This window comes from Bradyrhizobium sp. UNPF46, assembly GCF_006658625.1.
Taxonomy (GTDB): Bacteria; Pseudomonadota; Alphaproteobacteria; order Rhizobiales; family Xanthobacteraceae; genus Bradyrhizobium; species Bradyrhizobium nitroreducens.
Genome location: NZ_LFJB01000015.1, coordinates 1 through 21459 on the forward strand (window position 1 = coordinate 1; position 21459 = coordinate 21459).

General features: G+C 65.7%; 20 protein-coding genes. 5 read left to right on the forward strand and 15 right to left on the reverse strand.

Annotated elements, in window-relative coordinates; genetic code table 11:
• Positions 1–376 precede the first annotated feature (376 nt).
• The gene (locus UNPF46_RS07630) at positions 377–1066 is read left to right on the forward strand and encodes an aspartate/glutamate racemase family protein (protein WP_142249576.1); all 690 of its coding nucleotides are present in this window, start codon (positions 377–379) and stop codon (positions 1064–1066) included.
• On the opposite strand, the gene UNPF46_RS07635 is transcribed toward UNPF46_RS07630, so the two are convergent.
• Positions 1030–2544 carry a carboxylesterase/lipase family protein gene (locus UNPF46_RS07635; protein ID WP_142249577.1) on the reverse strand — a complete coding sequence of 505 codons (1515 nt, stop codon included), beginning with the start codon at positions 2542–2544 and terminating at the stop codon, positions 1030–1032. The genes UNPF46_RS07630 and UNPF46_RS07635 overlap by 37 nt on opposite strands.
• 18 nt (positions 2545–2562) lie before the next feature.
• Positions 2563–3903 (reverse strand): MFS transporter, encoded by a 1341-nt coding sequence (locus tag UNPF46_RS07640; RefSeq protein ID WP_100178052.1) that lies wholly within the window; start codon positions 3901–3903, stop codon positions 2563–2565.
• A gap of 211 nt (positions 3904–4114) precedes the next feature.
• On the opposite strand from UNPF46_RS07640, the gene UNPF46_RS07645 reads away from it, so the two are divergent.
• Entirely contained in the window at positions 4115–4762 is a 648-nt protein-coding gene (locus UNPF46_RS07645) for a TetR/AcrR family transcriptional regulator (protein ID WP_181769833.1), read from the forward strand.
• Between the two features lie 224 nt (positions 4763–4986).
• Here the strand turns inward: UNPF46_RS07645 and UNPF46_RS07650 are convergent, their stop codons facing one another.
• Genes UNPF46_RS07650 through UNPF46_RS07675 form a run of 6 tightly spaced genes read right to left on the reverse strand, consistent with a single transcriptional unit; the run spans position 4987 to position 10872 of the window.
• Positions 4987–5772 (reverse strand): ABC transporter permease, encoded by a 786-nt coding sequence (locus UNPF46_RS07650; RefSeq protein WP_142249579.1) that lies wholly within the window; start codon positions 5770–5772, stop codon positions 4987–4989.
• Complete coding sequence (locus UNPF46_RS07655) at positions 5769–6641, reverse strand: ABC transporter permease (protein WP_181769834.1); 873 nt, start codon at positions 6639–6641, stop codon at positions 5769–5771. The genes UNPF46_RS07650 and UNPF46_RS07655 overlap by 4 nt, the downstream gene beginning before the upstream one ends.
• A 9-nt stretch (positions 6642–6650) precedes the next feature.
• Positions 6651–7697, reverse strand: a complete 1047-nt coding sequence (locus UNPF46_RS07660) for an ABC transporter substrate-binding protein (RefSeq protein WP_100178049.1) — start codon at positions 7695–7697, stop codon at positions 6651–6653.
• A gap of 21 nt (positions 7698–7718) precedes the next feature.
• On the reverse strand, positions 7719–9026 hold the full coding sequence (locus UNPF46_RS07665; protein WP_181769835.1) for an NAD(P)/FAD-dependent oxidoreductase: 1308 nt from the start codon (positions 9024–9026) through the stop codon (positions 7719–7721).
• A gap of 16 nt (positions 9027–9042) precedes the next feature.
• Positions 9043–9759, reverse strand: coding sequence for an HAD family hydrolase (locus UNPF46_RS07670; RefSeq protein WP_142249581.1), 717 nt, complete (start codon positions 9757–9759; stop codon positions 9043–9045).
• Between the two features lie 33 nt (positions 9760–9792).
• Positions 9793–10872, reverse strand: coding sequence for an ABC transporter ATP-binding protein (locus tag UNPF46_RS07675; protein WP_174719000.1), 1080 nt, complete (start codon positions 10870–10872; stop codon positions 9793–9795).
• Positions 10873–11082: 210 nt separating this feature from the next.
• On the opposite strand from UNPF46_RS07675, the gene UNPF46_RS07680 reads away from it, so the two are divergent.
• Positions 11083–12021, forward strand: a complete 939-nt coding sequence (locus UNPF46_RS07680; protein ID WP_142249582.1) for a LysR family transcriptional regulator — start codon at positions 11083–11085, stop codon at positions 12019–12021.
• Between the two features lie 172 nt (positions 12022–12193).
• On the opposite strand, the gene uxuA is transcribed toward UNPF46_RS07680, so the two are convergent.
• The 6 genes from uxuA to UNPF46_RS07715 all read right to left on the reverse strand — a co-directional run bounded on the left by uxuA (position 12194) and on the right by UNPF46_RS07715 (position 18418).
• Complete coding sequence (gene uxuA / locus UNPF46_RS07690) at positions 12194–13384, reverse strand: mannonate dehydratase (protein WP_142249584.1); 1191 nt, start codon at positions 13382–13384, stop codon at positions 12194–12196.
• Between the two features lie 13 nt (positions 13385–13397).
• A complete protein-coding gene (locus UNPF46_RS07695; protein WP_142249585.1) occupies positions 13398–14447 on the reverse strand; it encodes an L-idonate 5-dehydrogenase in 1050 nt (349 codons plus the stop codon).
• Positions 14444–15850, reverse strand: a complete 1407-nt coding sequence (locus UNPF46_RS07700) for a TRAP transporter large permease (protein WP_142249586.1) — start codon at positions 15848–15850, stop codon at positions 14444–14446. Before UNPF46_RS07700 ends, UNPF46_RS07695 begins: the two co-directional genes overlap by 4 nt.
• A 4-nt stretch (positions 15851–15854) precedes the next feature.
• On the reverse strand, positions 15855–16433 hold the full coding sequence (locus tag UNPF46_RS07705) for a TRAP transporter small permease (RefSeq protein WP_142249587.1): 579 nt from the start codon (positions 16431–16433) through the stop codon (positions 15855–15857).
• Between the two features lie 132 nt (positions 16434–16565).
• The gene (locus tag UNPF46_RS07710) at positions 16566–17558 is read right to left on the reverse strand and encodes a sialic acid TRAP transporter substrate-binding protein SiaP (RefSeq protein ID WP_100178039.1); all 993 of its coding nucleotides are present in this window, start codon (positions 17556–17558) and stop codon (positions 16566–16568) included.
• Between the two features lie 56 nt (positions 17559–17614).
• Positions 17615–18418 carry a FadR/GntR family transcriptional regulator gene (locus UNPF46_RS07715; protein ID WP_142249588.1) on the reverse strand — a complete coding sequence of 268 codons (804 nt, stop codon included), beginning with the start codon at positions 18416–18418 and terminating at the stop codon, positions 17615–17617.
• Between the two features lie 142 nt (positions 18419–18560).
• On the opposite strand from UNPF46_RS07715, the gene UNPF46_RS07720 reads away from it, so the two are divergent.
• A complete protein-coding gene (locus UNPF46_RS07720; protein WP_142249589.1) occupies positions 18561–20045 on the forward strand; it encodes a mannitol dehydrogenase family protein in 1485 nt (494 codons plus the stop codon).
• Between the two features lie 92 nt (positions 20046–20137).
• Positions 20138–20545, forward strand: a complete 408-nt coding sequence (locus UNPF46_RS07725; RefSeq protein ID WP_100178036.1) for a nuclear transport factor 2 family protein — start codon at positions 20138–20140, stop codon at positions 20543–20545.
• 24 nt (positions 20546–20569) lie between these two features.
• Here UNPF46_RS07725 and UNPF46_RS07730 read toward each other — a convergent pair whose 3' ends face one another.
• Complete coding sequence (locus UNPF46_RS07730) at positions 20570–21316, reverse strand: HAD family hydrolase (RefSeq protein WP_142249590.1); 747 nt, start codon at positions 21314–21316, stop codon at positions 20570–20572.
• Positions 21317–21459 lie beyond the last annotated feature (143 nt).

Genomic DNA, 21459 nt, shown 5'->3' on the forward strand with positions numbered 1-21459 from the left:
CCGTGCACGACGCTGATAGCGTCCACCGCTCCCCGATCCGCGGCTCGTTGCGACGTACGACCGCCCCTTTCGCCGGATCAGGATGGCCGACACATACGCCGAAACCGAATTTCGGTAAAGCGGAATATTTTTGCGCGTATGGATTGACACAGGCGCGACACAGGCCGCGATCGCGTAGCCCGGATGGAGCGCCAGCGTAATCCGGGACGGTACGAGTTGCCGGGCGAGCGGCCCCGGATTGCGCTGCGCTCCATCGGGGCTACGCAGGCATAATTGGTGAAGCCGGACCGCGCGCCAGCTCGCCTCCGTCAAGCGATGGCTACCGGGCCGCGGCGTTTTCGTCTACGGTCGGGCCGGACTCAACGAGGACATTGGAATGCAGACCATCGGCCTGATCGGGGGCATGAGCTGGGAGAGCACCGCGCTGTACTACAAGCTCATCAATGAGCGGGTCCGCGATCGCATGGGCAAGCTGCATTCGGCGCCTCTGCTGCTGTATTCCTACGATTTCGAGCAGATCAAGCAGATGCAGTATGCGGGCCGCTGGGCGGAGGCGGCGGCCAGCCTGACGGAGGTCGCGCGACGTCTCGAAAGCGGCGGCGCGCGGGCGATCGTGCTGTGCACGAATACGATGCACAAATTGGCGCCCGACATCATCTCCGGCGTGAGCGTTCCGTTCATCCACATCGGCGATGCGACGGCGCAGCGGATCCGGGCGAAGGGATACCGGCGGGTCGGGCTGCTCGGCACCAAATTCACGATGGAGGAGGATTTTTACATCGACCGGCTGCGCGCGCATGATCTCGACGTGCTGGTACCTCCCACCGGGGCGCGCGCCGATGTGAACCGCATCATTTACGAGGAGCTGTGCCTTGGCATCGTCACCGATCCCTCGCGCCGCTGCTATCAGGACGTGATGGCCGCGCTGGTCGCCGCCGGCGCGGAGTGCATCATCCTCGGCTGCACCGAGATCACGATGCTGGTCGGCCCTGACGACACCTCGGTCGAGACGTTCGACACCACGGCCATTCACGCGGAGACGGCGGCGGATTTCGCGATCGGGTGAGCTTTGGGCGCGCCGGATTGCGCCAGCAGCTCCGCCCACAGCAGCGACCGCGCGCCGTCTCTGAGCGAGACGACGTGAAACGGCTGACTGAATATCCCGAGCGGCTCCCTGTCGGTCGTGAACCGCGGCCAGGCGTCCGCGACATCAGGCCTGCCGGTCGTGACGAAGCGCAGCACGTCGGCCTGAAAACGCGCGGCGACCTCGACGTCGCCTGAAGTCATCGGACCGCCCTTGCGCTTCAGGATCGGGCGATCGATGAAATCAGGCAGGTGGGCCCAGAGACAGGCGTTGTCGGCGCCGTGGGTCGGGCCTTGCGACAGGAACGGCTCGAGCGAGGGGCGGTGATCGAACCGGCTCAGCCACGCCGAGCCGCCCGCCGCAGCATGCAGACGCGCCAGATCAGCCATCGGGCGATGCCAGAACGCATCCGACAGCAGCGCCTCGTACGGATCCTCGTCGGGACGCGCGCTGGCGCGATAACAGGACAGCAGGCGCTCCCAGCCGGCATCGCCGAACGAGGCGCGCAGCTGCCGCTCGGTGGTGCGGATCATCGCGGCCGGCGGCGTGCTCTTCAGGAACATCACCATCTCGTCGCGACAGGAGCCGAGCCAGAGCGGAATGTCACGCAGCGTTCCGTCGGCGATGACGTCGCGGGGCTCGCGCGGGATCACCGTGCCGTCGAGCACGGGGCCGAACACGGTGCCGTGCTCCGTCTCGTCCGCGAGCCTGCGACCGACGCGCTCCACCGCCGCGAACAGGTCTTGCAGCGGCACGGAAGCAATCATGCCTGGATCACGCGACAGTCCGAGCTCGTCGATCACGCGCCGCGCGACGTCGTCGGCATGATCGGCGCTCATGATGGTCCGCCCGGGTGCGCTGAGCGCGAGAGCACGGATGAACTTGCCTTTGGCCTGCGGCAGGGTCGTCAGCGCAATCACCATGGAGGCGCCGGCAGACTGGCCTGCGAGCGTGATCGCGTCCGGGTCGCCGCCGAACTTCGCAATGTTGGCGCGCACCCAATCGAGGGCGGCGAGCGTATCCTGGAGCGCGAGGTTGCTCGCCTCCGCGAAGCCACGACGATGCAGCTGGAGGAAGCCGAGCGGGCCGAGCCGGTAGTTGATGGTGACGATCACGGCCGGCCCATGCGCGGCCAGGAAAGCGCCGTCATAATCGGCGCCGCCACCGGTGACGAAGGCGCCGCCATGGACGAAGAACAGCACCGGCAGCGGGCGATCGGCCGCCGGCGCCCAGATGTTCAGGCTGAGGCAGGCGGCCTCAGCCGCATGATCGAGATGACCGGGCTGCGGCGCGTAAGCGCCGTACTCCGTGCAGCTCCGCGGCTCCGTCCATTCGAGCGGCGGCACGGGTTTGGCAAAGCGCCGCGCGGTTGCATAGGGCACGCCCCGAAAGACGTGCATGCCATTCTGCTCTGCGCCGGTGACCGGCCCGCTTGTGGTCGAAACCGCTTTCGCTCGCATCTGCAACTTGCCCTGCTCTTACGCGCGCCGCTTGCCGAGATCGGCGATATCGACGGTGTGGGTTTCGCGCGCGGTTGCCGCCGATGCCGCCGAGATCACGCAGCAGCAGGCAACGAAGATCGCCACGGGGATCCAGCCGTTCGGTCCCTCGCCGACCAGGCTTGCGCTGACCAGCGGCGTGAAGCCGGCGGCGAGGAAGCCGAGCTGGGTGCCGATCGCCGTGCCGGAATAGCGCACGCGCGCCTCGAACATCTCGGCATAAAACGAGGGCCAGATCGCGTTCGGTGCGGCGTAGATGATGCCGGAGAGGATCATTGCCGCGGCGAAGATCGCCGGCGTATTCCCTGACGTCACCAGCATGAAATAGGGGAACACGAGCACCGCGCAGCCGAGCACGCCGCCGATGAACACCGGCTTGCGGCCGATCCTGTCGGCCAGCAGCGCCCACAGCGGCTGGGTGATCAGCGCGGTGACGTTGCCGAGCACGCCGGCCCACAGCATGGTCGGACGCGCGACGCCGAACTTCGAGGTGGCATAGCCGAGCGCGAACACGGCCGTCATGGTGCTGACGGTCGCGATCAACGCGCAGACGATCACGCGCAGCACATCGGACCAATAGTCGCGCAGCAGCGCCACGACCGGAAAGCGCGCCACCTTCGCCTTGTCCTTGATGTCCTCGAACACGGGCGTTTCCGGCATGGTCCGCCGCACCAGATAGGCGACAATCAACACGAAGAAGGACAGCAGGAACGGAATGCGCCAGCCCCAGCTCAAGAGCTGCTCTTCGGGCAGGCTCGACACGGGGATGAACACCAGCGTCGCCAGGATCGCGCCGGCCTGGGTGCCGCTCAGAGTCCAGCTGGTGAAGAAGGCGCGGTTGGAATTGGCGGAGTGCTCCAGCGTCAGCGAGTTCGCCCCGCTCTGCTCGCCGGCGGCCGACAGGCCCTGCAACAGGCGCAGCAGCGTCAAAATGATCGGCGCGGCGTTGCCGATGGCCTTGGCATCCGGCAACAGGCCGATCGCGAGCGTCGAGCCGCCCATCAGGACCAGCGTGAACAACAGCACCGTCTTGCGGCCGATGCGATCGCCGAAATGGCCGAGGATGACGGCGCCCACGGGCCGCGCGATATAGCCGATGCCGAAGGACAATAGCGCCAGCAGCGTCGCCGTCGACGGATCGACGTTGGCGAAGAAGACTTTTGGAAAGATCAGCGCAGCCGCGGTGCCGTAGATGAAGAAGTCGTAGTATTCGAGCATGCTGCCGACGAAGCTGACCAGCGCGGCGCGCTTGGGCAGCTTGTCTTGTGCAGCTTCCGCGCCGGATGATGCATGCAGCGATGCGGTGGACGTCAACGTCATCAGAATCTCCTCCCCATGTGTCCGAGCGGTTCGCGTCAGGCGGGCCGCCGCCTTGCGCGCGTTCTTCTGGTTTTGATTGCCGCAAGCTCGGTTTGAGGTCATAATGTACGAACTAGTACGTTTATGCAATACGCGTTGGATCGAGGCCCGAAAGCGCCAAATTTGCCTTCACCTTCAAGGCGATCCATGGAAACTGGGGGGAGAAACAGCAATGCTCGAGCGCATGCCGCCCCCATCGAAGCGCACCAACGATCCCGAGCGCACCAAGCGCGACATCCTCGAAGTGGCGATGGCCGAATTCGCCTCGGAGGGCTATTCGGGCGCCCGCGTCGATGCGATCGCGGCGCGGACGCGCACCTCGAAGCGCATGATCTATTACTATTTCGGCGGCAAGGAGCAGCTCTACCTCGCGGTGCTGGAGGAGGCCTATCGCAGCATCCGCGCGCTGGAGGACCAGCTCGACATCGAAAGCTGCGACGCGCGCGAAGGATTACGGCGGCTGATCGAGGCGACTTTCGACCACGACGAGCGCAATCCGAACTTCATCCGCCTCGTCTCGATCGAGAACATCCACCACGGCAAGCACCTGAAGCAGAATCCGCAACTGCGCCAGCTCAACGCCAGCGTGATCGCGACCCTCGACGGCATTTTGAAGCGCGGCCGCGCCGAAGGCGTCTTCCGCGACGACGTCGACGCCATCGACCTGCACCTCGCCATCTCCTCCTATTGCTTCTTCCGCGTCGCCAACCGCCACACCTTTGGCGCGCTGTTCGACCGGGACTTGAGCGAGCCGAAGGTACTGGCGCGGAGCCGCACGCAGATCGTGGAGATGATCCTGGCGTGGCTGGGGGCGAAGTGAGGGCCTTCGCCGGGCGACGATGATAATTCCGTCATCCTGAGGAGCGAGTGGCGCGATGCGCACAGCATCGCGCCGGGAGCCTCGAAGGATGCACGGCCGAACTCTTGCAGTGGGGCCGTCGCCCTTCGAGGCTTGCCCTGCGGCGCGTTGCGCCCCAGGGCGCGCCCCTCAGGGTGACGGTGATGGAGGCTCGATTGCCGCGCTACGCACGATCAGAACTCCCCTCACCCGCTCCTCTTCTGCCGCGTGCTCGCCAGCAGCACCAGCATGAAGGACGCCGCGGTCATCAGCGTCGAGATCGCGGCGATGGTCGGGTCGATCTCGTCGCGGAGCGCCGTGAACATGCGCTTGGTCAGCGGCTGATACTGGCCGCCGGAGATGAACAGCGCCACGATGGTCTCGTCCATTGCCGAGATGAAGGCGAAGATGCCGCCGGCGATCACGCTGGACTTGATTTGCGGCAGCGTCACCGCGAAGAAGCTGCGCAGGCGGTTCATGCCGAGGCTGCGCGCCACCATCTCCTGCGCGGGGTCGAAGCTCTGGAGCCCTGCGAGCACGGAGATGACGACGTAGGGCAAACCCAGCATCACGTTCGCCAGCACGAGGCCAGGCATGGTCGCGACCAGGCCGACCTTGGCATAGACGAAGAAGATGCCGACCGCGGTGATGATGATGGGCACCACCAGCGGCAGCAACAGCGCCATGTGGATGACGCGCATGATGCGCAGCTTCGACTGGCTGATGGCGTAGGCGGCGGCAACCCCGAACGGCGTCGCGATCACCACCGTCAGCAGCGCGACCGTCAGCGTCACCCGTGTCGCCTGCATCCAGGCCGGGTTGGCGAAATATTGTTGATACCAACGCGTCGAGAACGACGGCGGCGGGAAGGTCAGGAAGCGCGCGCTGGAGAACGAGATCGGCGCGATGATCAGCACGGGCAGGATCAGATAGACCAGCACCAGCGCGCTGATCACGTAGAGGGCGATGCGTGCGGGCGAGGTGCGCATCATTTCTGCCCCAGCACGCGATCGAGCGAGATGAAGCGGCTGACGGCGAAGAAGATCGCAAGCACGCTCAGCAGCAGCACGACCGCGACAGCGCTCGCAGCCCCAAACTGGTTGTAGAGCTCGACATTGCGGCTCACCAGCATCGACACCATCACGGTGCGTCCGCCGCCGAGCAGTTCCGGCGTGATGTAGAAGCCGAGGCAGAGCACGAACACCATGGTGCAGCCGGCGAGCACGCCCGGCAGCGACAGCGGCAGGAAGACGCGCAAGAACGTCAGCGACGGACTTGCCCCGAGGCTGGCGCCGGCCTGCATGAGATCACCGGGGATCTTCTGCATGGTGGCGTAGAGCGGCAGCACCATGAACGGCAGCAGGATGTGCACGGTGGCGACCACCGTGCCGAAAGTGTTGTGGACGAGGGCGAGCGGCTCGGAGATCAATTCGAGGTAACGCAAGAACTGGTTGATCACGCCGGTGCGCTGAAGCAACGCCAGCCAGGCATAGGCGCGCACCAGCACCGATGTCCAGAACGGCAGCACGACCAGCGACAGGATCAGGATGCTCCAACCCTTCGGCACGGAGTTGGCGAGATAGGCGACGGGATAGCCGAGCAGCAGCGCGATCACCGTCACCGCGAGGCTGATCTCGAAGGTCAGTGCGAAGCTGCGCCAGTAGATGTCCTCGGTGAAGATGCGGCGGTAGTTCTCCAGCGTGAAGCCGTCATGATAGACCGACTGCCAGGCCAGCCAGCCGACCGGCAGCACGATCAGCGCCAGGATCACCAGCAGCGCCGGCGACACCAATGCCAGCATCAGGCCGTTCTCACGGCGCTGATGCTTCTCGGAGGGATCCGGCACGGATGTCGTCGGCATTGGCGCGCTTTACTTCTGCATGAACGAGGCCCAGCGCTTCTCGGCGGCTTCGCCTGCGGGCGAAGACCACCAGGCGTAGGACATCAGCGCCTGCTTGGCGGCGTTGGCCGGCTCGCTCGGCAGCTGCGCGGCGCGCTCGGGCTTGATCACGCCGGTCTCGAACGCCTTGGGATTGCCGGGGCCGTAGTCGATGTGGAGCGGCAGATTGGCCTGGTGCACGGGATCGACCGCCTCGTTGAGGAATTTCACGGCCGTGGCGAGATTCGGCGCGCCCTTGAGGATGCAGAGTGAGGTGCTCTGCAGGATGCCCTGGTTGTAGGTGAAGGCAACCTTGGCGCCCTCCTTGGCGACGGCGGTGACGCGGCCGTTCCAGGCCATCTCCATGTCGACCTCGCCGTCGTTGAGCAGCTGCGCCGACTGCGCGCCCGAGGTCCACCACACCGTGATGTGCGGCTTGATCTCCTCCAGCTTCTTGAAGGCGCGGTCGACGTCGAGCGGATAGAGCTTGTCCGGCGCGACGCCGTCAGCCATCAGCGCGGCCTCCAGCGTCGCGAACGGATGGTTGCGCAGCGCGCGGCGGCCGGGAAATTTCTTCACGTCCCAGAAATCGGCCCAGCTGTTCGGCGCATCCTTCGGGAACGTCTTTTGGCTGTAGGACAGCACGCTGGAATAGAATTCATAGGACACCGAATAGGGACTGCGATAGGCCTCCGGCATCGCCGCGCCGTTTGGAATCTTGGAGAAATCGAGCTTCTCGATCAGCCCCTGCTCGCCGCCGCGCAGGCAGTTGCCGGTCGGGGTATCGACGACATCCCAGATCGGCTTGCCGCTGCCGACCTGCGTCTTGATCGCGGGCCAGGCGTCGGGAATGGAATCCTGGTTGATGGTGATGCCGAGCTTCTTGGCCGAGGGATCGAGGATCGCCACCGTCTGCGCCTGCTGATAGGCACCGCCTTGCGAGACGAAGGTGATCTGCTCGGCGGCATCGGCCGCAGCAGCATATCCGATTGCGCCCAGCAGCGCGCAGCCCAATCCAAACTTCTGCGTCATCGTCATCCTCGCCTCCTCCAAATGATCTCACTGACCGATCGCATCGAGAAACTGGTACCAGCCGGCGACCATGCGCACGGCGGGCTCGCGCAGCGGATAGAACGGAATCGTCTTCATACGCCTGATATCGAGCAGGCCGACGTCCGGCGTCTCGCCGCGCACGAAGGCGGCGAGATAGCGGCCCATCAGGCTCGACATCGCGACGCCGGCGCCGTTGTAGCCCAGCGAGACCAGCGTGCGGTCGTCGAGCCGGCCGATATGCGGCACCGAGTCCAGCGTCATCGCGACCAGGCCCGACCATTTGTAGGCGAGCGGGATGTCGGCGAGATCGGGGAAGATGCCGACCATGGCCTTGCGCAGTGCGTCGAACGCGGCCTGCGAGTCCTGCTTGCCGAACGCGCCGCGGCCGCCGAAGATCACGCGGTTGTCGACCATGCGGAACCAACGCATCATGCGCTTGGTCTCGGTGTAGGTGCGACCCGACGGCATCAGCTTTCCCGCAAGATTGCGCGGCAGCTGCTCGGTCGCGACCATGGCGCTGCGGAACGGGACCAGCGTGCGCTGCAGATGCGCGGTGGCATTGGTGAGATCGGAATAGCTGTTGGTGGCGATGATCGCCTGCTTGGCGCGCACAGTGCCGCGCGGCGTCTCGGCGACGATGCCGTCCCCCTCGCGCCGCAGCTTGACGACCGGGGACTCCTGGAAGATCGGCACGCCCCGGCTCGCCACACCATTTGCGAGCCCACGCAGATAGTTCAGCGGATGGATGCCGCCCGAGCCGGGATTGAGCACGCCGCCGACGAAGATGTCCGAGCCGGTCTCCTCGCGCACGCCATCCCTGTCGAGGATGCGGACCACGGCCGAGCCCATCTCGCGCGTCATCCAGTTGGCTTCGTCGATCGCGGCCCGGAGCGTCGTCTCGTTGTGCGCCGCCTTGACCTGGCCGGTACGCACGAGGTTCGCGCTGGCGATGCCATATTCGCAGACCAGTTCCTCGACCATGTCGGTCGATTCATGCGCGATCTCGTACATGCGCTTCGCCATGGCGCGGCCGTGCACGGCATCGACCTCGCGGAACGACAGGCGGAATTTCGCGGTGATGACGCCGCCGTTGCGGCCGCTTGCGCCCCAGCCGGGGCGGTTGGCTTCCAGCACGACCGGGCTGAGGCCGCTCCTGGCGATGTGGTGCGCCGCGGACAGGCCGGTATAGCCCGCGCCAATGATCACCACATCCGCCTGCTGCTCGCCCGACAGCACGGGAAATTCGCGCGCCGGCTCGGCTGTGGCTTCCCACAGCGAGTTGACCGATGGCAGGGCGCTCCAGTCCCGTGTCATGCCCGCGCTCACGATGCTACGCCGCCGGCCCGATCGCCGCGTCGGCCAGCGCCTTCAACGTCGGATAATGAAAGTCCGGCTTGGTCAGCGTCTCCACCGCCGGCGTGCCGCCGAAGCCGGCGATACCCTGGCGGCGCTCGATCCAGCACACCTTGTAGCCGAGCTTCCGCGCGATCCCGATGTCGTGGTACTGGCTCTGCGCGACGTGCAGAATGTCGGACTGCTTGTAGCCGAAGGCGGATTGACGTCCCTTGTTGTAGGCAAAGAACTCGGGATTGGGTTTTGCAACGCCGGTTTCGTCGGCACACACGGTGTCGTCGAAGGGATCACCGAGTGCGTGGGCATAGCAGGACAGCGCGACGCGGTCCGCATTGGTCATCGCCACCAGCCGAAACTTCGTGCGCAGACGCTTGAGCGCTTCGACCGAGTCCGCGAACGGCCCCCAGCGCAGCACCGAGAGCTGGAACACGTCGCACGCCGCATCGTCGGAGGGCAGCCCGAGCTCCGTGGCGAGATGGCGATAGACGTGGAACATCGCCTCGCTGGACCGGCCGTAGAACTTGTCGCGGCCGCGCTTGTAGGGCTCGAAGATCTGGTCGTCGCTGAGCTCGGCGGGCGTCTTGCCGGAGATCCTGCGCACCGCCTCGATCACGCCGGTCTCGAAATCGATCAGGGTGCCGACGACGTCGAAGGTGAGAACCTTGAAATTGCTGAACGCGGCTTGGGTCGACATGTCGTTTCTTCTCTCGGTTGGACAGGGCTTGAATCAGTCCACCCTGGGCACGACGATGGTGTCCTCGGGGTGAAGGGTGACGGTGAGGCGGCCGCCGAGCGGCGGGATGCGGCTATAGGCCTGGTGATAGCTCGGCTGGCGCAGGCTGAGCGCGATGCCGTCGGCAAGCGAAAGGAAGATGCGCAGGCTCTCGCCCTGATAGACGATGTCGGTGACCGTTCCGGTCAGCCGGTTGCAGGCGCCGTCCTGCGCACCGTCGTCGATCAGGAGCTTCTCGCTGTGCACGGCGAGCATCAAGGCATCGCCGTCCGGGATAAGGCGGGCGCTGCGCAGCAGCGCATTGCCGAGCGCCACGCTGGAGGCATCGACGCGGCGGACGGGAAGCATCGTCGCCTCGCCGATGAAGCTCGCGACGAAGGAATCGGCGGGATGGTCGTGCAGCCGCTCGGGCACGTCGATCTGGATCAGCCGTCCATCCTTCATGACGGCGACGCGATCGCTCATGGTCAGCGCCTCGCGCTGGTCATGGGTGACATAGATGATGGTGGCCTGGATGCGCCGGTGCAGCGCGCGCAGCTCGATCTGCATGGATTCGCGCAGCTGCTTGTCGAGCGCGGAGAGCGGCTCGTCCATCAGGATCAGGCGCGGCTCGAAGATCATGGCGCGCGCCAGCGCCACGCGCTGGCGCTGGCCGCCGGAGAGCTGCGCGATGCCGCGCTCCTCATAGCCGGAAAGCCCGACCATGCCGAGTGCAGCGCGCACCTTGTCGGGCCAGCTGGCTTTCGGCAGGCGGCGCGCACGCAGGGGAAAGGCGACGTTCTCGCCGACGCTCATATGCGGGAACAGCGCGTAGTTCTGGAACACCACACCGATGTCCCGCTTGTGCGGCGGCATGTAGGTGACGTCTCGGCCGCCGAACAGGATCGTGCCTGACGTCGGCAGGATGAAGCCGCCCAAAATGCCGAGCAGCGTGGTCTTGCCCGAGCCGGAGGGACCGAGCAGCGAGACGAACTCGCCGGCGCCGACATTGAGCGAGACGTCGTCGAGAGCGCGAACGGCGCCATACGCCTTGCTCGCGGACCTGATCTCGACGCTTTCCGCTCGTTTGTCCAACGATCGACCTCGCCCGTCCCTGCAATGGCGTGCCTCACTGCGCGCCATAAGCCTGCTTTATAGACAGCATTCCGGAGCATTCAGTGGCGCAGCGTGCGCCGCACCAAATCCTTGCCCGAACACCCTGTCTTTAGGCTGTGATGCCGATGACACCAGACTTGGCAAAATCCGGCAATTGCCAAATTCTCACCGCGCCCATAACATGACGTTATGCCTGAGCTTCGCCGCATGCTGCCGTCGAGCAACGCCCTGTTCGTCTTCGACGCGGCGGCGCGCAATGGCAGCTTCACGGCCGCCGCCGCGGAATTGAACGTGACGCAGCCTGCGGTGAGCCGGATGCTCGGCCAGCTCGAGGAGCATCTCGGCGTCCGCCTGTTCGACCGCACAGCGGGCCGTGCCGTGCTCACCGAGGAAGGCGAGCTGTTGTATCGCCGCGTGCTCGACGGCTTTCGCAGCATCGAGAGCGGCCTCGTCGAGATCGAGCGGCGCCGCAAGGGCACCGAGACGGTGACGCTGTCGGTCTCCTCCGCCTTCACCACGCATTGGCTGATGCCGCGCATCGACAAGCTGCAGAAGCAGTTTCCGCAAGTCGACCTGCGCTTCCAGCTGATCTCCGGCGCGCTGCGCGGGCCGGTGGAGAATGTCGACCTCGGCATGCGCTTTCGCGATCGCGAGGAGCCGCCCTCCGGCGGAACGCTCGTGATGAAGGAAGTGATGCTGCCGATGTGCAGCCCCTCCTATCTCGGCGCAACCGATCCCGCCGAGGGCAACACCATCATCCGCCTCGCCGAGACGCCGGGCGACTGGGCCGCGGATTATGCATCGCTCCTCACCGGACGCCGCGGCGCGGCCAAGGGGCTGAGCTTTACGGATTATGCCGTCGTGGTGCAGGCCGCCCTGCTCGGCCAGGGCATCGCGCTCGGCTGGCTGACCGTCACCTCGCACTGGCTGCTCACCGGCGCGCTGGTGCCGGCCTCCGACACGCTGACCACCACGCGCCGCATCTGCGAATTCCTGCCGCCCCGCAACCGGCCGATGCGCCCGATCGCCGCCGAGATCCGCGACTGGATCATCACGCAGATGCACAGCGAGATCGCCGCGATCGACCGGCTCTATCCGAGGCTCGGCGCGATGGACGCGTGTTATTAGGTGGCGGAGCCGCAATCGAACGTTCGCAACAGGTCGTCATGCCCGGGCTTGTCCCGGGCATCCACGTTCTCGGTGCGGCGTGGCTAGACGTGGATGGCCGGGACAAGCCCGGCCATGACGCTTTGGAGGCGTCGGACCCCCTCCTTCCACGTCATGACGAGAGAGCTTTTCCCTACCGATGTTCGATCGCGCGGATCGCGCCGCGCAGTTCGGCGAGGCCGCGGAGGCGGCCGATCGCGGTGTAGCCGGGGTTGGTGCGCTTGGTGGCGGCGAGATCGTCGAGCATGCGGTGGCCGTGGTCGGGCCGGAACACGATTTGCTTGTCGGGCGAACGCTTCGCGTTCTCCTTCAGCAGCGCCTTGAGCACGGCGACCATGTCGACGTCACCGTCGAGATGATCGGACTCGTAGAACGACAGCCCGTCCGCCTCGCGCTTGGTTGCACGCAGATGCGCAAAGGCGATGCGGGGGCCGAAGCGCTCGGCCATTTCAGGCAGATTGTTCTCCGCGCGCACGCCGAGCGAACCGGTGCACAGGCAGATGCCGTTCGCCTTGGACGGCACCGCGTCGAACAGCGCCTGATAGTCGGCGGCTGACGAGGCAATGCGCGGCAGACCGAACAGCGGGCGCGGCGGATCGTCGGGATGCAGGGTCAGGGACACTCCGAGCTGCTCGGCCACCGGCGTCACCCGCGCCAGGAACTCGGCGAGATGCTGCCTCAGGATCTCAGGCGAGATGTCGCGATAGGTCTCCAGCCGGTCGCGGAATTGCGGAATGGTCATCGGCTCGGTGGTCGAGCCCGGCAGCGCGCTTGCGATGACCATGACGAGATAGTCGATATCCGCCTGGCTCATCTTCTCGAACAGCGCCTTCGCGCGGGCCTGCTGCTCGGGTGAGTACTCCTGCACCGCGGCGGGCCGCTTCAGGATATGCAGCTCGAAGGCGGCAAAGCGGTCCTGGTCGAAGCGCATGGCGCGGGCGCCATTTGGCAGCTCCCACTCCAGGTCAGTGCGGCACCAGTCGACGACCGGCATGAAATTGTAGCAGATGATCTTGATGCCGGAGGCGGCGACCGCTTCCATGCTCGCGATCCACGCCTCGATCGACTTCGTCGCCTTACCGCCGAGACGCTTGACGTCATCGGGGATCGGAATCGATTCCACCACCGACCATGTCAGCTTTGAGCGGCCGGGCTGACCGTTCTCGATGAAGTTCTTGCGCTCCTCGACCGCCTTGCGCGTCCAGGCCTCGCCGATCGGCACCTGATGCAGCGCCGAGACGATATCGCTCGCACCGGCCTGCCTGACATCGTCGAGCGAGACCGGATCATCAGGCCCGTACCAGCGCCAACCTTCGAGCATCATCTGGTCTCTCCACTCAGTTCGCGGTCAGCACGACCTTGACGCTCTGCGAGCGGTCGAGCGCCAGCCGCAGCGCGTCGGGCGCGGTCGACAGCGGACGCTCGGCGGTAACCAGCGACAGCACGTCGACGCTGCCGGCCGAAATCAGCTCCACCGCGGTCATGAATTCGAAGCCGAAGCGGAACGAGCCGCGCAGGTCGATCTCCTTCGCCATCACCGCGTTCGACGGCGTCGGGATCTGGCCGCCCGGCAGATTGCCGATCTGCACCACCACGCCGCCGCGCCTGACGATGCCGATGGCACTGGCAAGGCCCGCGGCGGTGCCCGAAACTTCAAAGGCGACATCGTAAGGACGTGCCGCGGCCTGCGCCTTCAGACCTTCCTCGCCAGCCGAGACGTTCTCGACATGCGAGGCGCCGAGCCTGGTCGCGAAGGCCAGCGGCGCCGGCGCGATGTCGGCGACCGTGATATCGGCCATGCCGGCGCGGTGCGCGGCGAGCATGGTCAGAAGCCCGATCGGGCCGGCACCGAAGATGATGCCGCGCTTGCCCTCGATATTGCCGGCGCGCGCGACTGCGTGCAGGCAGACCGCGAGCGGCTCGGCGAGCGCCGCGGCCTGGTACGACACGTGGTCCGGGATCTTCACGCATTGCACGGGGACCGCATCGAAATAATTGGCGAAGCCGCCCTGCATGTGCGGCGTCTTCGAGGCCGAGCCCATGAAGTAGATGTTCTCGCACAAATTCGGCCGGCCCTCGCGGCAGGCGACGCAATGGCCGCACCAGCGCGACGGATTGACGGCGACGCGGTCACCGACCTTCAGGTTCGCTGCGGTGCCGGAGATCTCCACGACCTCGCCCGAGATCTCGTGGCCGAGCACCAGCGGCGACTTCACCACGAAGTCGCCGGTCCGGGCATGGCGGAAGTAATGCATGTCAGAGCCGCAGATGCCGCCGGCACCGAAGCGGATACGCACCATGCCAGATGCCAGCTTGTCGAGCGGATGCTCGACCATGCGCAGATCCTCGGGGCCGAACAAGGTTGCGGCGAGAGCAGTCGAGGTCATTTGGAGAGTCCCATGTATTTCGGCAGCCAGAGGGTCAGGTCGGGGATGTAAGTGATCGCGATCAGCGCAAGCATCAGCGGCACCAGCCAGGGCAGGATCGCCACCGTCGTGCGCTCGACCGAGAGTTTTGCCACGCGGGCGAGCACGAACAGCACCATCCCGAGCGGCGGATGCAACAGGCCGATCATCAGGTTGAGCGTCATGATCAGGCCGAAGTGGATCGGGTCGATGCCGAGCTTGAGCACGATCGGCAGCAGGATCGGCACCAGGATGGTGATCGCCGCCGTGGTGTCGATGAAGCAGCCGACGAACAGGATCAGGACGTTGGCGAGCGCCAGGAACACCCATTTGTTGTGGGTGATGCTGAGCATCCAGTCCGACAGCATCTGTGCAGCCTGCGACACCGTCAGCAGCCAGGCGAAGATCGAGGCTGCGGTGACGATGAACAGCACCGAGGCCGTGGTCTCGATGGTGTCGAAAGTCGCCTTGGCAACGGTCTGAAACGTCATGGTGCGGTAGCGAACGAGACCGAGGAACAGCGACCAGATCACCGCGGCAACAGCAGCTTCCGTCGGCGTGAACCAGCCCAGCGTCATGCCGCCGATCAGGATCACCGGCGCCATCAGCGCCATCACCGCCGAGAAGTCGAAGTACCAGTCGATGATCAGCAGCGTGCCGAGGCCGATCGCAACCGCCATGTTGACCGATAGGCCGGCGAGCACCATCAGCCAGATCGCCATCGGGAACGACAGCACGATGAGGATCTCGAGACCGGCCGAGCCGAGCTGCGGCCAGGAGAACGGCGTGTCGCTGCCCCATTTGTTCTTGTGCGCGAAATAGGTGACGGTCGCCATCATGAACAGCGTCAGGACGACGCCGGGAATGACGCCGCCCAAAAACAGCGCGCCGATCGAGACGTTGGCCATCATGCCGTAGATCACGAAGGGCAGCGATGGCGGAATGATCGGCCCGAGCGTGGCGGACGCCGCGGTGACACCGACCGAGAATTCGGTGGAGTAGCCGTGGTCCTTCATCGCCTTGATCTCGATGGTGCCGAGACCGGCGGCGTCCGCGATGGCGGTGCCGGACATGCCGGAGAAGATCACCGAGCCGATGATGTTGACGTGGCCGAGGCCGCCGCGCATCCAGCCCACCAGCGCGACCGCGAATTTGTAGATGCGCCCGGTGACGCCGGCGATGTTCATGAGATTGCCGGCCAGGATGAAGAACGGCACGGCGAGTAGCGGAAAGCTCTCGACGCCGGCGATCATGCGCTGCGCCAGCGTGACGTCGGGCGTCACGCCGCTGACCAGGATGTAGACCAGCGACGACGCGGCCATGGCAATCGCCACGGGAACGCCGAGCAGCATCAGGATGAGAAAGCCTCCGAGCAACAGCAGCATGGTCTTATCCTTCCGATCCGTCGTAGGCACCGGGTCGTTCGAGGACCGAGTAGCCCTGCCGCCAGTTCTGTATTGCCACCTGCGCGGAGCGCGCGAACATCAGCACGAAGCCGAGCAGCACGGCGTAATAGACGTAGTCCTTGCGAAAATTGATCGTGGTCATCTGCTCGTCGCCGATGATCTGGATGTAGACCCAGACCAGCTTGATCGCGTAGCCGAAGAAGGCGAGCCGGATCAGGTCGATCACGGTCGACAGCACGCGCCCCACGGGTTGCGGCAGATAGCGGTAGAGGAGGTCGACCTGGATGTGCCGCGACAGCCGCACGCACATCGAGGCGCCGATGAAGACCACGCCGATCAGGCAATAGGTCGCGATCTCCTCGGTCCAGGCGTAGCTGTCGTTGAGCACGTAGCGGGTGAAGAACTGCAGGAAGACGGCAAGCGCCATCGCCCAGAAGATGGCGAGCGCCACCCAGTCCTCGAACGCGTAGACGCCGAGATCGACCTTCGGCGTCGCCTCCTCCTCGAAGGTATGGGCGATCTCGTCCGCGGTGATCTGCCGGTGGATTTCGGCGATGGACATGGGGTACTCCTGAAAACCTGAACGTCGTTCCGGGGCTCGCGAAGCGAGAACCCGGAACCTCGAGATTCCGGGTTCGGTGCTCGGACCGGGCTGTGCCCGGTCCTGCGCGCCGTCCCGGAATGACAGCCAGTGTTACTTCACCGCCTGGATCTTTTCCCAGTCGGCCTTGCGGTAACCAAAGGTCTCGAACGCGACGTTCTTCAGCACGGTGTCGCGGAACTCGTTCTTGTCGACCTCGGTCACGGTCAGGCCCTTCTCCTTGAAGAAGGCGACCAGCTTGGCTTCGTTCTGCTTGATCTCGCCGGTGGCCTTGGCGGCGGCTTCCTGCGCCACTTCGGTAAAGATCTTCTTGTCCTCGTCGGACAGCTTCTTCCACAGCGCGCCGGCGATCACGGTGTTGAGGTGATCGACGATATGGCCGGTCAGCACGATGTGCTTCTGCACCTCGTAGAACTTCTTGGCCTCGATCGTGGTCAACGGGTTCTCCTGCGCCTCGACGGTGCCGTTCTGGAGCGCCAGATAGACTTCGGCGAAGGCGATCGGCGCGGTGTTGGCGCCGCAGGCCCGCGGCATGGCGAGGTAGGCCGGCACGTCGGGCACGCGCATCTTCAGGCCCTTCATGTCGGCGCAGGTCTTGATCGGCTTGTTCGACGAGGTCTGGCGCACGCCGTAATAGGTCACCGCGACGATGTGGTGGCCGCTCTTGTCCTCGTAACCCTTGGCGAGCTCCTTGAAGATGTCGCTCTTGGTGTAGGCGAGCAGATGGTCGGCATCGCGGAAGGTGTAGGGATAATAGGTCACGCCGATCGGCGGGAAGCTCTTGGCCGCGAAGCTCGAGCCGGAGATGATGATGTCGACCGAGCCGAGCGACAGGCCCTGGTTGATGTCGGCCTCCTTGCCGAGCTGCGAGGCCGGATAGACGTCGATCGCATAGCGCCCGTTGGTGCGCTTGTTGATCTCCTGTGCGGCCCACACGGACGCGGTGTGGAACGGCTCCGAGGTCTCGTAGACATGGGCCCATTTGAGCTTGGTCTGCGCCATGCCGGCCTGGGTGGCAGCCAATAGCGCGGCAGCCGAAATTACTGCTGCAATCGTCATTTTTTTCAACACTGACTTTTCCTCCATTGTTCAAGTCTGCTTCTTGTTCGCCCGCGTCCGAGGCGGATGCGGGCCGCCCAATCTCATCGCCGGGTGCCGCCGCCCGTAGTGCGCTTCTTCTTCGGCGCAGGTTTAGGTCTTGCCGGCGACCGCGCCGCCCGGCTTCGGCCCGAAGCCGGTCCTGCCGCGGTCTCGGCACCGAAATTCTGCGCGAAGCGCTCCTGCGACCGCGCCAGATGGGTGCGCATCGCCTCGCGCGCGGCGTCGTGATCATGCGCCGCGATCGCCTCGCGTACGGCGCGGTGCTCGTCGAGCGCGGTGCGCCAGGTGCCGGGGCTCTCGAAATAATGCGCAAGCTGCGCGAAATAGGGATTGAGGCGCTGGTCGAACAGTTCGCCGACCACGCGCACCAGAACGGCATTGCCGAGACTGCCGGCGATCGCAACGTGGAAGGCGCGGTCGTGCACCATCGAGGCTTCGCCGGGATGCTCGACCTTCTCCATCGCGAGCAGTGAGGCGTCGATGCGGGCGATGTCGTCTTTGGTCGCGACGCGCGCGGCCTGTTCGGCGATGGCACTTTCGAGGAATTCGCGGGCGCGCAGCAGCTCGAACGGCCCCTCGATGACGGCGGCGGCTGCGGGCGCGGCGATTGCGGCGGGCTCGATCACATAGATGCCGGAGCCGACCCGGATGCGCAGGCGCCCTTCGACCTCGAGCGCGATCAAGGCTTCGCGCACCGTCGGCCTGGACACCTTGAGCTGCTCGGCGAGTTCGCGCTCGGTCGGCAAGCGGCTGCCGACCGCGTACTCGCCGCTGTCGATCAGGCTTCGCAATTGATCGGCGACCTGGCGATAAAGCCGTCTCGCCTCCACAGCTTCCAGCGGCACGCTGGTCCTCCCGAAAGGGTCGCGCGGGGCCTTGTCGGCCCGCGGCCCGCCAATTTTGGAAAATTGGTCTTACCAATTGACCGGAGCATTGACCTGATCCAGGCGCCATGTCAAGCAGCGGCAAAGCAAAGGGGAGACGTCCATGCGCCCAGGTTCCGTGCGTCTTGGCAGCGCCAATCTCGACCGGTTGCCGCCGGCCGTCCGCCGCCCGGCCTACGACCGCTCGCGCATTTCACCCGGCATCGTGCATCTCGGCCTCGGCGCCTTTCATCGCGCACATCAGGCCGTCGTCATCGACGATTGCCTTGCTGGCGGCAGCTCGTCCTGGGGCATCATCGGCGCCAGCTTGCGCAGCCCGGACACGCGCGATGCCCTCGCCCCGCAGGATCATCTCTACACGGTTGCCGTACGCGCCACTGAGGGCACCGAGCATCGCGTGATCGGCGCGCTGCTCGACAGCGTCGTCGCGCGCGAGAACCCGGCCGCGCTGGTGGAGCGGATGGCCGATCCCGCCACCCGCATCGTCTCGCTGACGGTCACAGAGAAGGGCTATTGCCACACGCCGCAGACCGGCGATCTCGACGAGCGGCATCCCGACGTCGTGCACGATTTGAACAATTTCGACGCGCCGCGCTCGGCGCCCGGCTTCATCGTCGCTGCGCTGGCACGGCGGCGCGCGCTGGGCGCCCTGCCCTTCACCGTGCTGTGCTGCGACAATCTCGCCGCCAACGGCCACACCGTGCAGCGCATCGTGACGCAGTTCGCCGCGCTCCGCTCCAGGGAACTCGGCAAGTGGATCGCGGACAATGCCGCTTTCCCCTCGACCATGGTCGACCGCATCGTTCCTGAAACGACGGATGCCGACCGCGATGCCGTCTCGAACGCGCTGGGCTTTCGCGACGCCTGGCCTGTGATGACCGAGCCTTTCACGCAATGGGTGGTCGAGGACCGCTTCACCGCCGGCCGGCCCGACCTTGCCGCCGCCGGCGTCGAGCTCGTCACCGACGTCAAGCCGTTCGAGCTGATGAAGCTGCGGTTGCTCAATGCCAGCCATTCGGCGCTGGCCTATCTCGGCTATCTGGCAGGCTATAAGACCATCGCGGACACCATGCAGGATCCGCATTTCGCGCGCCTCGCCGCGCGCGTGATGGAGGACGCCGCGCTGACGCTGACGATGCCTGCCGGCACCGACCTTGCCGCCTATCGCGCCTCGCTGCTCGAGCGCTTTTCCAACCCGGCGCTGCATCACCGCACCTGGCAGATCGCGATGGACGGCTCGCAGAAGCTGCCGCAGCGGCTGCTCGGCGCGATGCAGGACCGCCTCGCCAAGAACCTGCCGATCGCAACGCATGCGCTCGCGGTCGCCGGCTGGATGCGCTACGTCACCGCAACGGACGAACAGGGCCGCGCCATCGACGTGCGCGATCCCCTTGCCGGCGAGTTCGCCGCGCTGGCGCGCGAGGCAGGGCCGGTTGCCGAGCGGCTCGCGCCCGCATTGCTTGGGGTGGAAAAAGTGTTCGGGCCGCTGGGTGCCGAGCCGCGGCTGCGCGAGGCCGTGACGACGGCGCTCGGCGGTCTATACAGGCACGGTGCGCGGCGGGCGGTGGAGATGCTGGTCTCGGCCTGAGCGGGGCAATGCTGCACTGCGGTCCAAATCGGACACCAGGCCGAACGGAAGTCGCGCTTGCTTTTTGTCTGTCCTTGCCGCACCGGGGAAGCATGACAAAGGACACCAAGGTCATCGCCGCCAACGCGGCCTTCTACGCCGCCTTTTCGGCCGGCGATTTCGACGGCATGGAACGGATGTGGGCGGACGACGACGCCATTTCCTGCATCCATCCCGGCTGGCCGGCGATCATCGGCCGCGCCACCGTGATCGGGAGCTGGCGCGACATCCTGCAAAACCCGGAAAGACCGCAGATCGTCTGCGCCGAGCCGCAGGCGATCGTCGACGGCGACAGCGCCCGCGTGCTCTGCATCGAGATCGTCGACGGCACCGCTCTGGCCGCTGCCAACCATTTCCGCCGCGTCGGCGACGATTGGCTTCTGGTGCATCACCAATCGAGCCCGATTGCGCAGATTGTCGAGCAGGCTGAAGACGATAGAACGAGCCACAGGGTGCACTGACCGCGATGGTCACGCTGCCGTGATCTACTGTGCATGGGGTTGTTTTTCGAATTTTTGGTTGGCGGCCAGTTCCGACAGGTCGTCCAGCACGCACCGCGCCGCGCTGAAATCCTCGTCCCGGAAAAACATGCTGCGCGTGATCAGGACCGGAATGCCGGCGCGTGAAGCCGAGATCAGCCCATTGGCGGAATCCTCGATGGCAACGCACGCGGCCGCGCCCAGCTTCAGCCGCGCCAGCGTTTCGAGATAGACGTCCGGCGCCGGCTTCTTGTGGCTGACATCGTCGCCGGCGACGATGGCATCGAACGCCGCGGCCCAGCTCGCGCCCAGCGCCTGCGACAGCAGCGCATCGATGTTGCCGTGCGAGGTCGTGGTCGCGATCGCAAGCCGCTGACCGCGCGCCTTTGCCGCGGCGAGCAGCTCGATCACGCCCGGCCGCAGCGGACAGCAGCCGGTTTCGATCAGCTCGGCATAATGCGCGGTCTTGATGCGGTGCAGCTCGGCGATGTCCGCATCCGTCAGGGGGGACGCCACGTCCAGCCTTCCGTGATAGGCGCGCATGCGTTCCTTGCCGCCGGTCACCCGCAGCAGATCCTTGTAGATCGCGCGGTCCCACTGCCAACCGAGACCGTGGCGGGCGAAAGCATGGTTGAAGGCCTGCCGATGCAGCTCCTCGGTCTCGGCCAGGGTGCCGTCGACATCGAAGATCAGCGCGGCCGCACGCCGGATCAGCTCATCCGCCGGCACTGAGGCGAGCGCTTCTGCCTGCATGATCGGTGCCTCCCTTTGACAGCCGACCATCGCCCGGGGCATGAGGCGAGACAAATCGCAATATCTTTTGCCGGACCCAAAAATCTCTTATGAGCGAAAGGCGCGCGACGGCGCGCACGGGAACCTCGACCTGCACGGGAGAC

Bases quoted from the DNA above. Each gene is read 5' to 3' on its own strand.
- UNPF46_RS07710 (WP_100178039.1), bottom strand. From the start codon at position 17,558: ATGGAGGAAAAGTCAGTGTTGAAAAAAATGACGATTGCAGCAGTAATT.
- UNPF46_RS07640 (WP_100178052.1), bottom strand. From the start codon at position 3,903: ATGACGTTGACGTCCACCGCATCGCTGCATGCATCATCCGGCGCGGAA.
- UNPF46_RS07660 (WP_100178049.1), bottom strand. From the start codon at position 7,697: ATGACGATGACGCAGAAGTTTGGATTGGGCTGCGCGCTGCTGGGCGCA.
- UNPF46_RS07655 (WP_181769834.1), bottom strand. From the start codon at position 6,641: ATGCCGACGACATCCGTGCCGGATCCCTCCGAGAAGCATCAGCGCCGT.
- UNPF46_RS07650 (WP_142249579.1), bottom strand. From the start codon at position 5,772: ATGATGCGCACCTCGCCCGCACGCATCGCCCTCTACGTGATCAGCGCG.
- UNPF46_RS07730 (WP_142249590.1), bottom strand. From the start codon at position 21,316: ATGCAGGCAGAAGCGCTCGCCTCAGTGCCGGCGGATGAGCTGATCCGG.
- UNPF46_RS07670 (WP_142249581.1), bottom strand. From the start codon at position 9,759: ATGTCGACCCAAGCCGCGTTCAGCAATTTCAAGGTTCTCACCTTCGAC.
- UNPF46_RS07700 (WP_142249586.1), bottom strand. From the start codon at position 15,850: ATGCTGCTGTTGCTCGGAGGCTTTCTCATCCTGATGCTGCTCGGCGTT.
- uxuA (WP_142249584.1), bottom strand. From the start codon at position 13,384: ATGATGCTCGAAGGTTGGCGCTGGTACGGGCCTGATGATCCGGTCTCG.
- UNPF46_RS07695 (WP_142249585.1), bottom strand. From the start codon at position 14,447: ATGACCTCGACTGCTCTCGCCGCAACCTTGTTCGGCCCCGAGGATCTG.
- UNPF46_RS07720 (WP_142249589.1), top strand. From the start codon at position 18,561: ATGCGCCCAGGTTCCGTGCGTCTTGGCAGCGCCAATCTCGACCGGTTG.
- UNPF46_RS07725 (WP_100178036.1), top strand. From the start codon at position 20,138: ATGACAAAGGACACCAAGGTCATCGCCGCCAACGCGGCCTTCTACGCC.
- UNPF46_RS07645 (WP_181769833.1), top strand. From the start codon at position 4,115: ATGCTCGAGCGCATGCCGCCCCCATCGAAGCGCACCAACGATCCCGAG.
- UNPF46_RS07680 (WP_142249582.1), top strand. From the start codon at position 11,083: ATGCCTGAGCTTCGCCGCATGCTGCCGTCGAGCAACGCCCTGTTCGTC.
- UNPF46_RS07665 (WP_181769835.1), bottom strand. From the start codon at position 9,026: ATGACACGGGACTGGAGCGCCCTGCCATCGGTCAACTCGCTGTGGGAA.
- UNPF46_RS07630 (WP_142249576.1), top strand. From the start codon at position 377: ATGCAGACCATCGGCCTGATCGGGGGCATGAGCTGGGAGAGCACCGCG.
- UNPF46_RS07635 (WP_142249577.1), bottom strand. From the start codon at position 2,544: ATGCGAGCGAAAGCGGTTTCGACCACAAGCGGGCCGGTCACCGGCGCA.
- UNPF46_RS07705 (WP_142249587.1), bottom strand. From the start codon at position 16,433: ATGTCCATCGCCGAAATCCACCGGCAGATCACCGCGGACGAGATCGCC.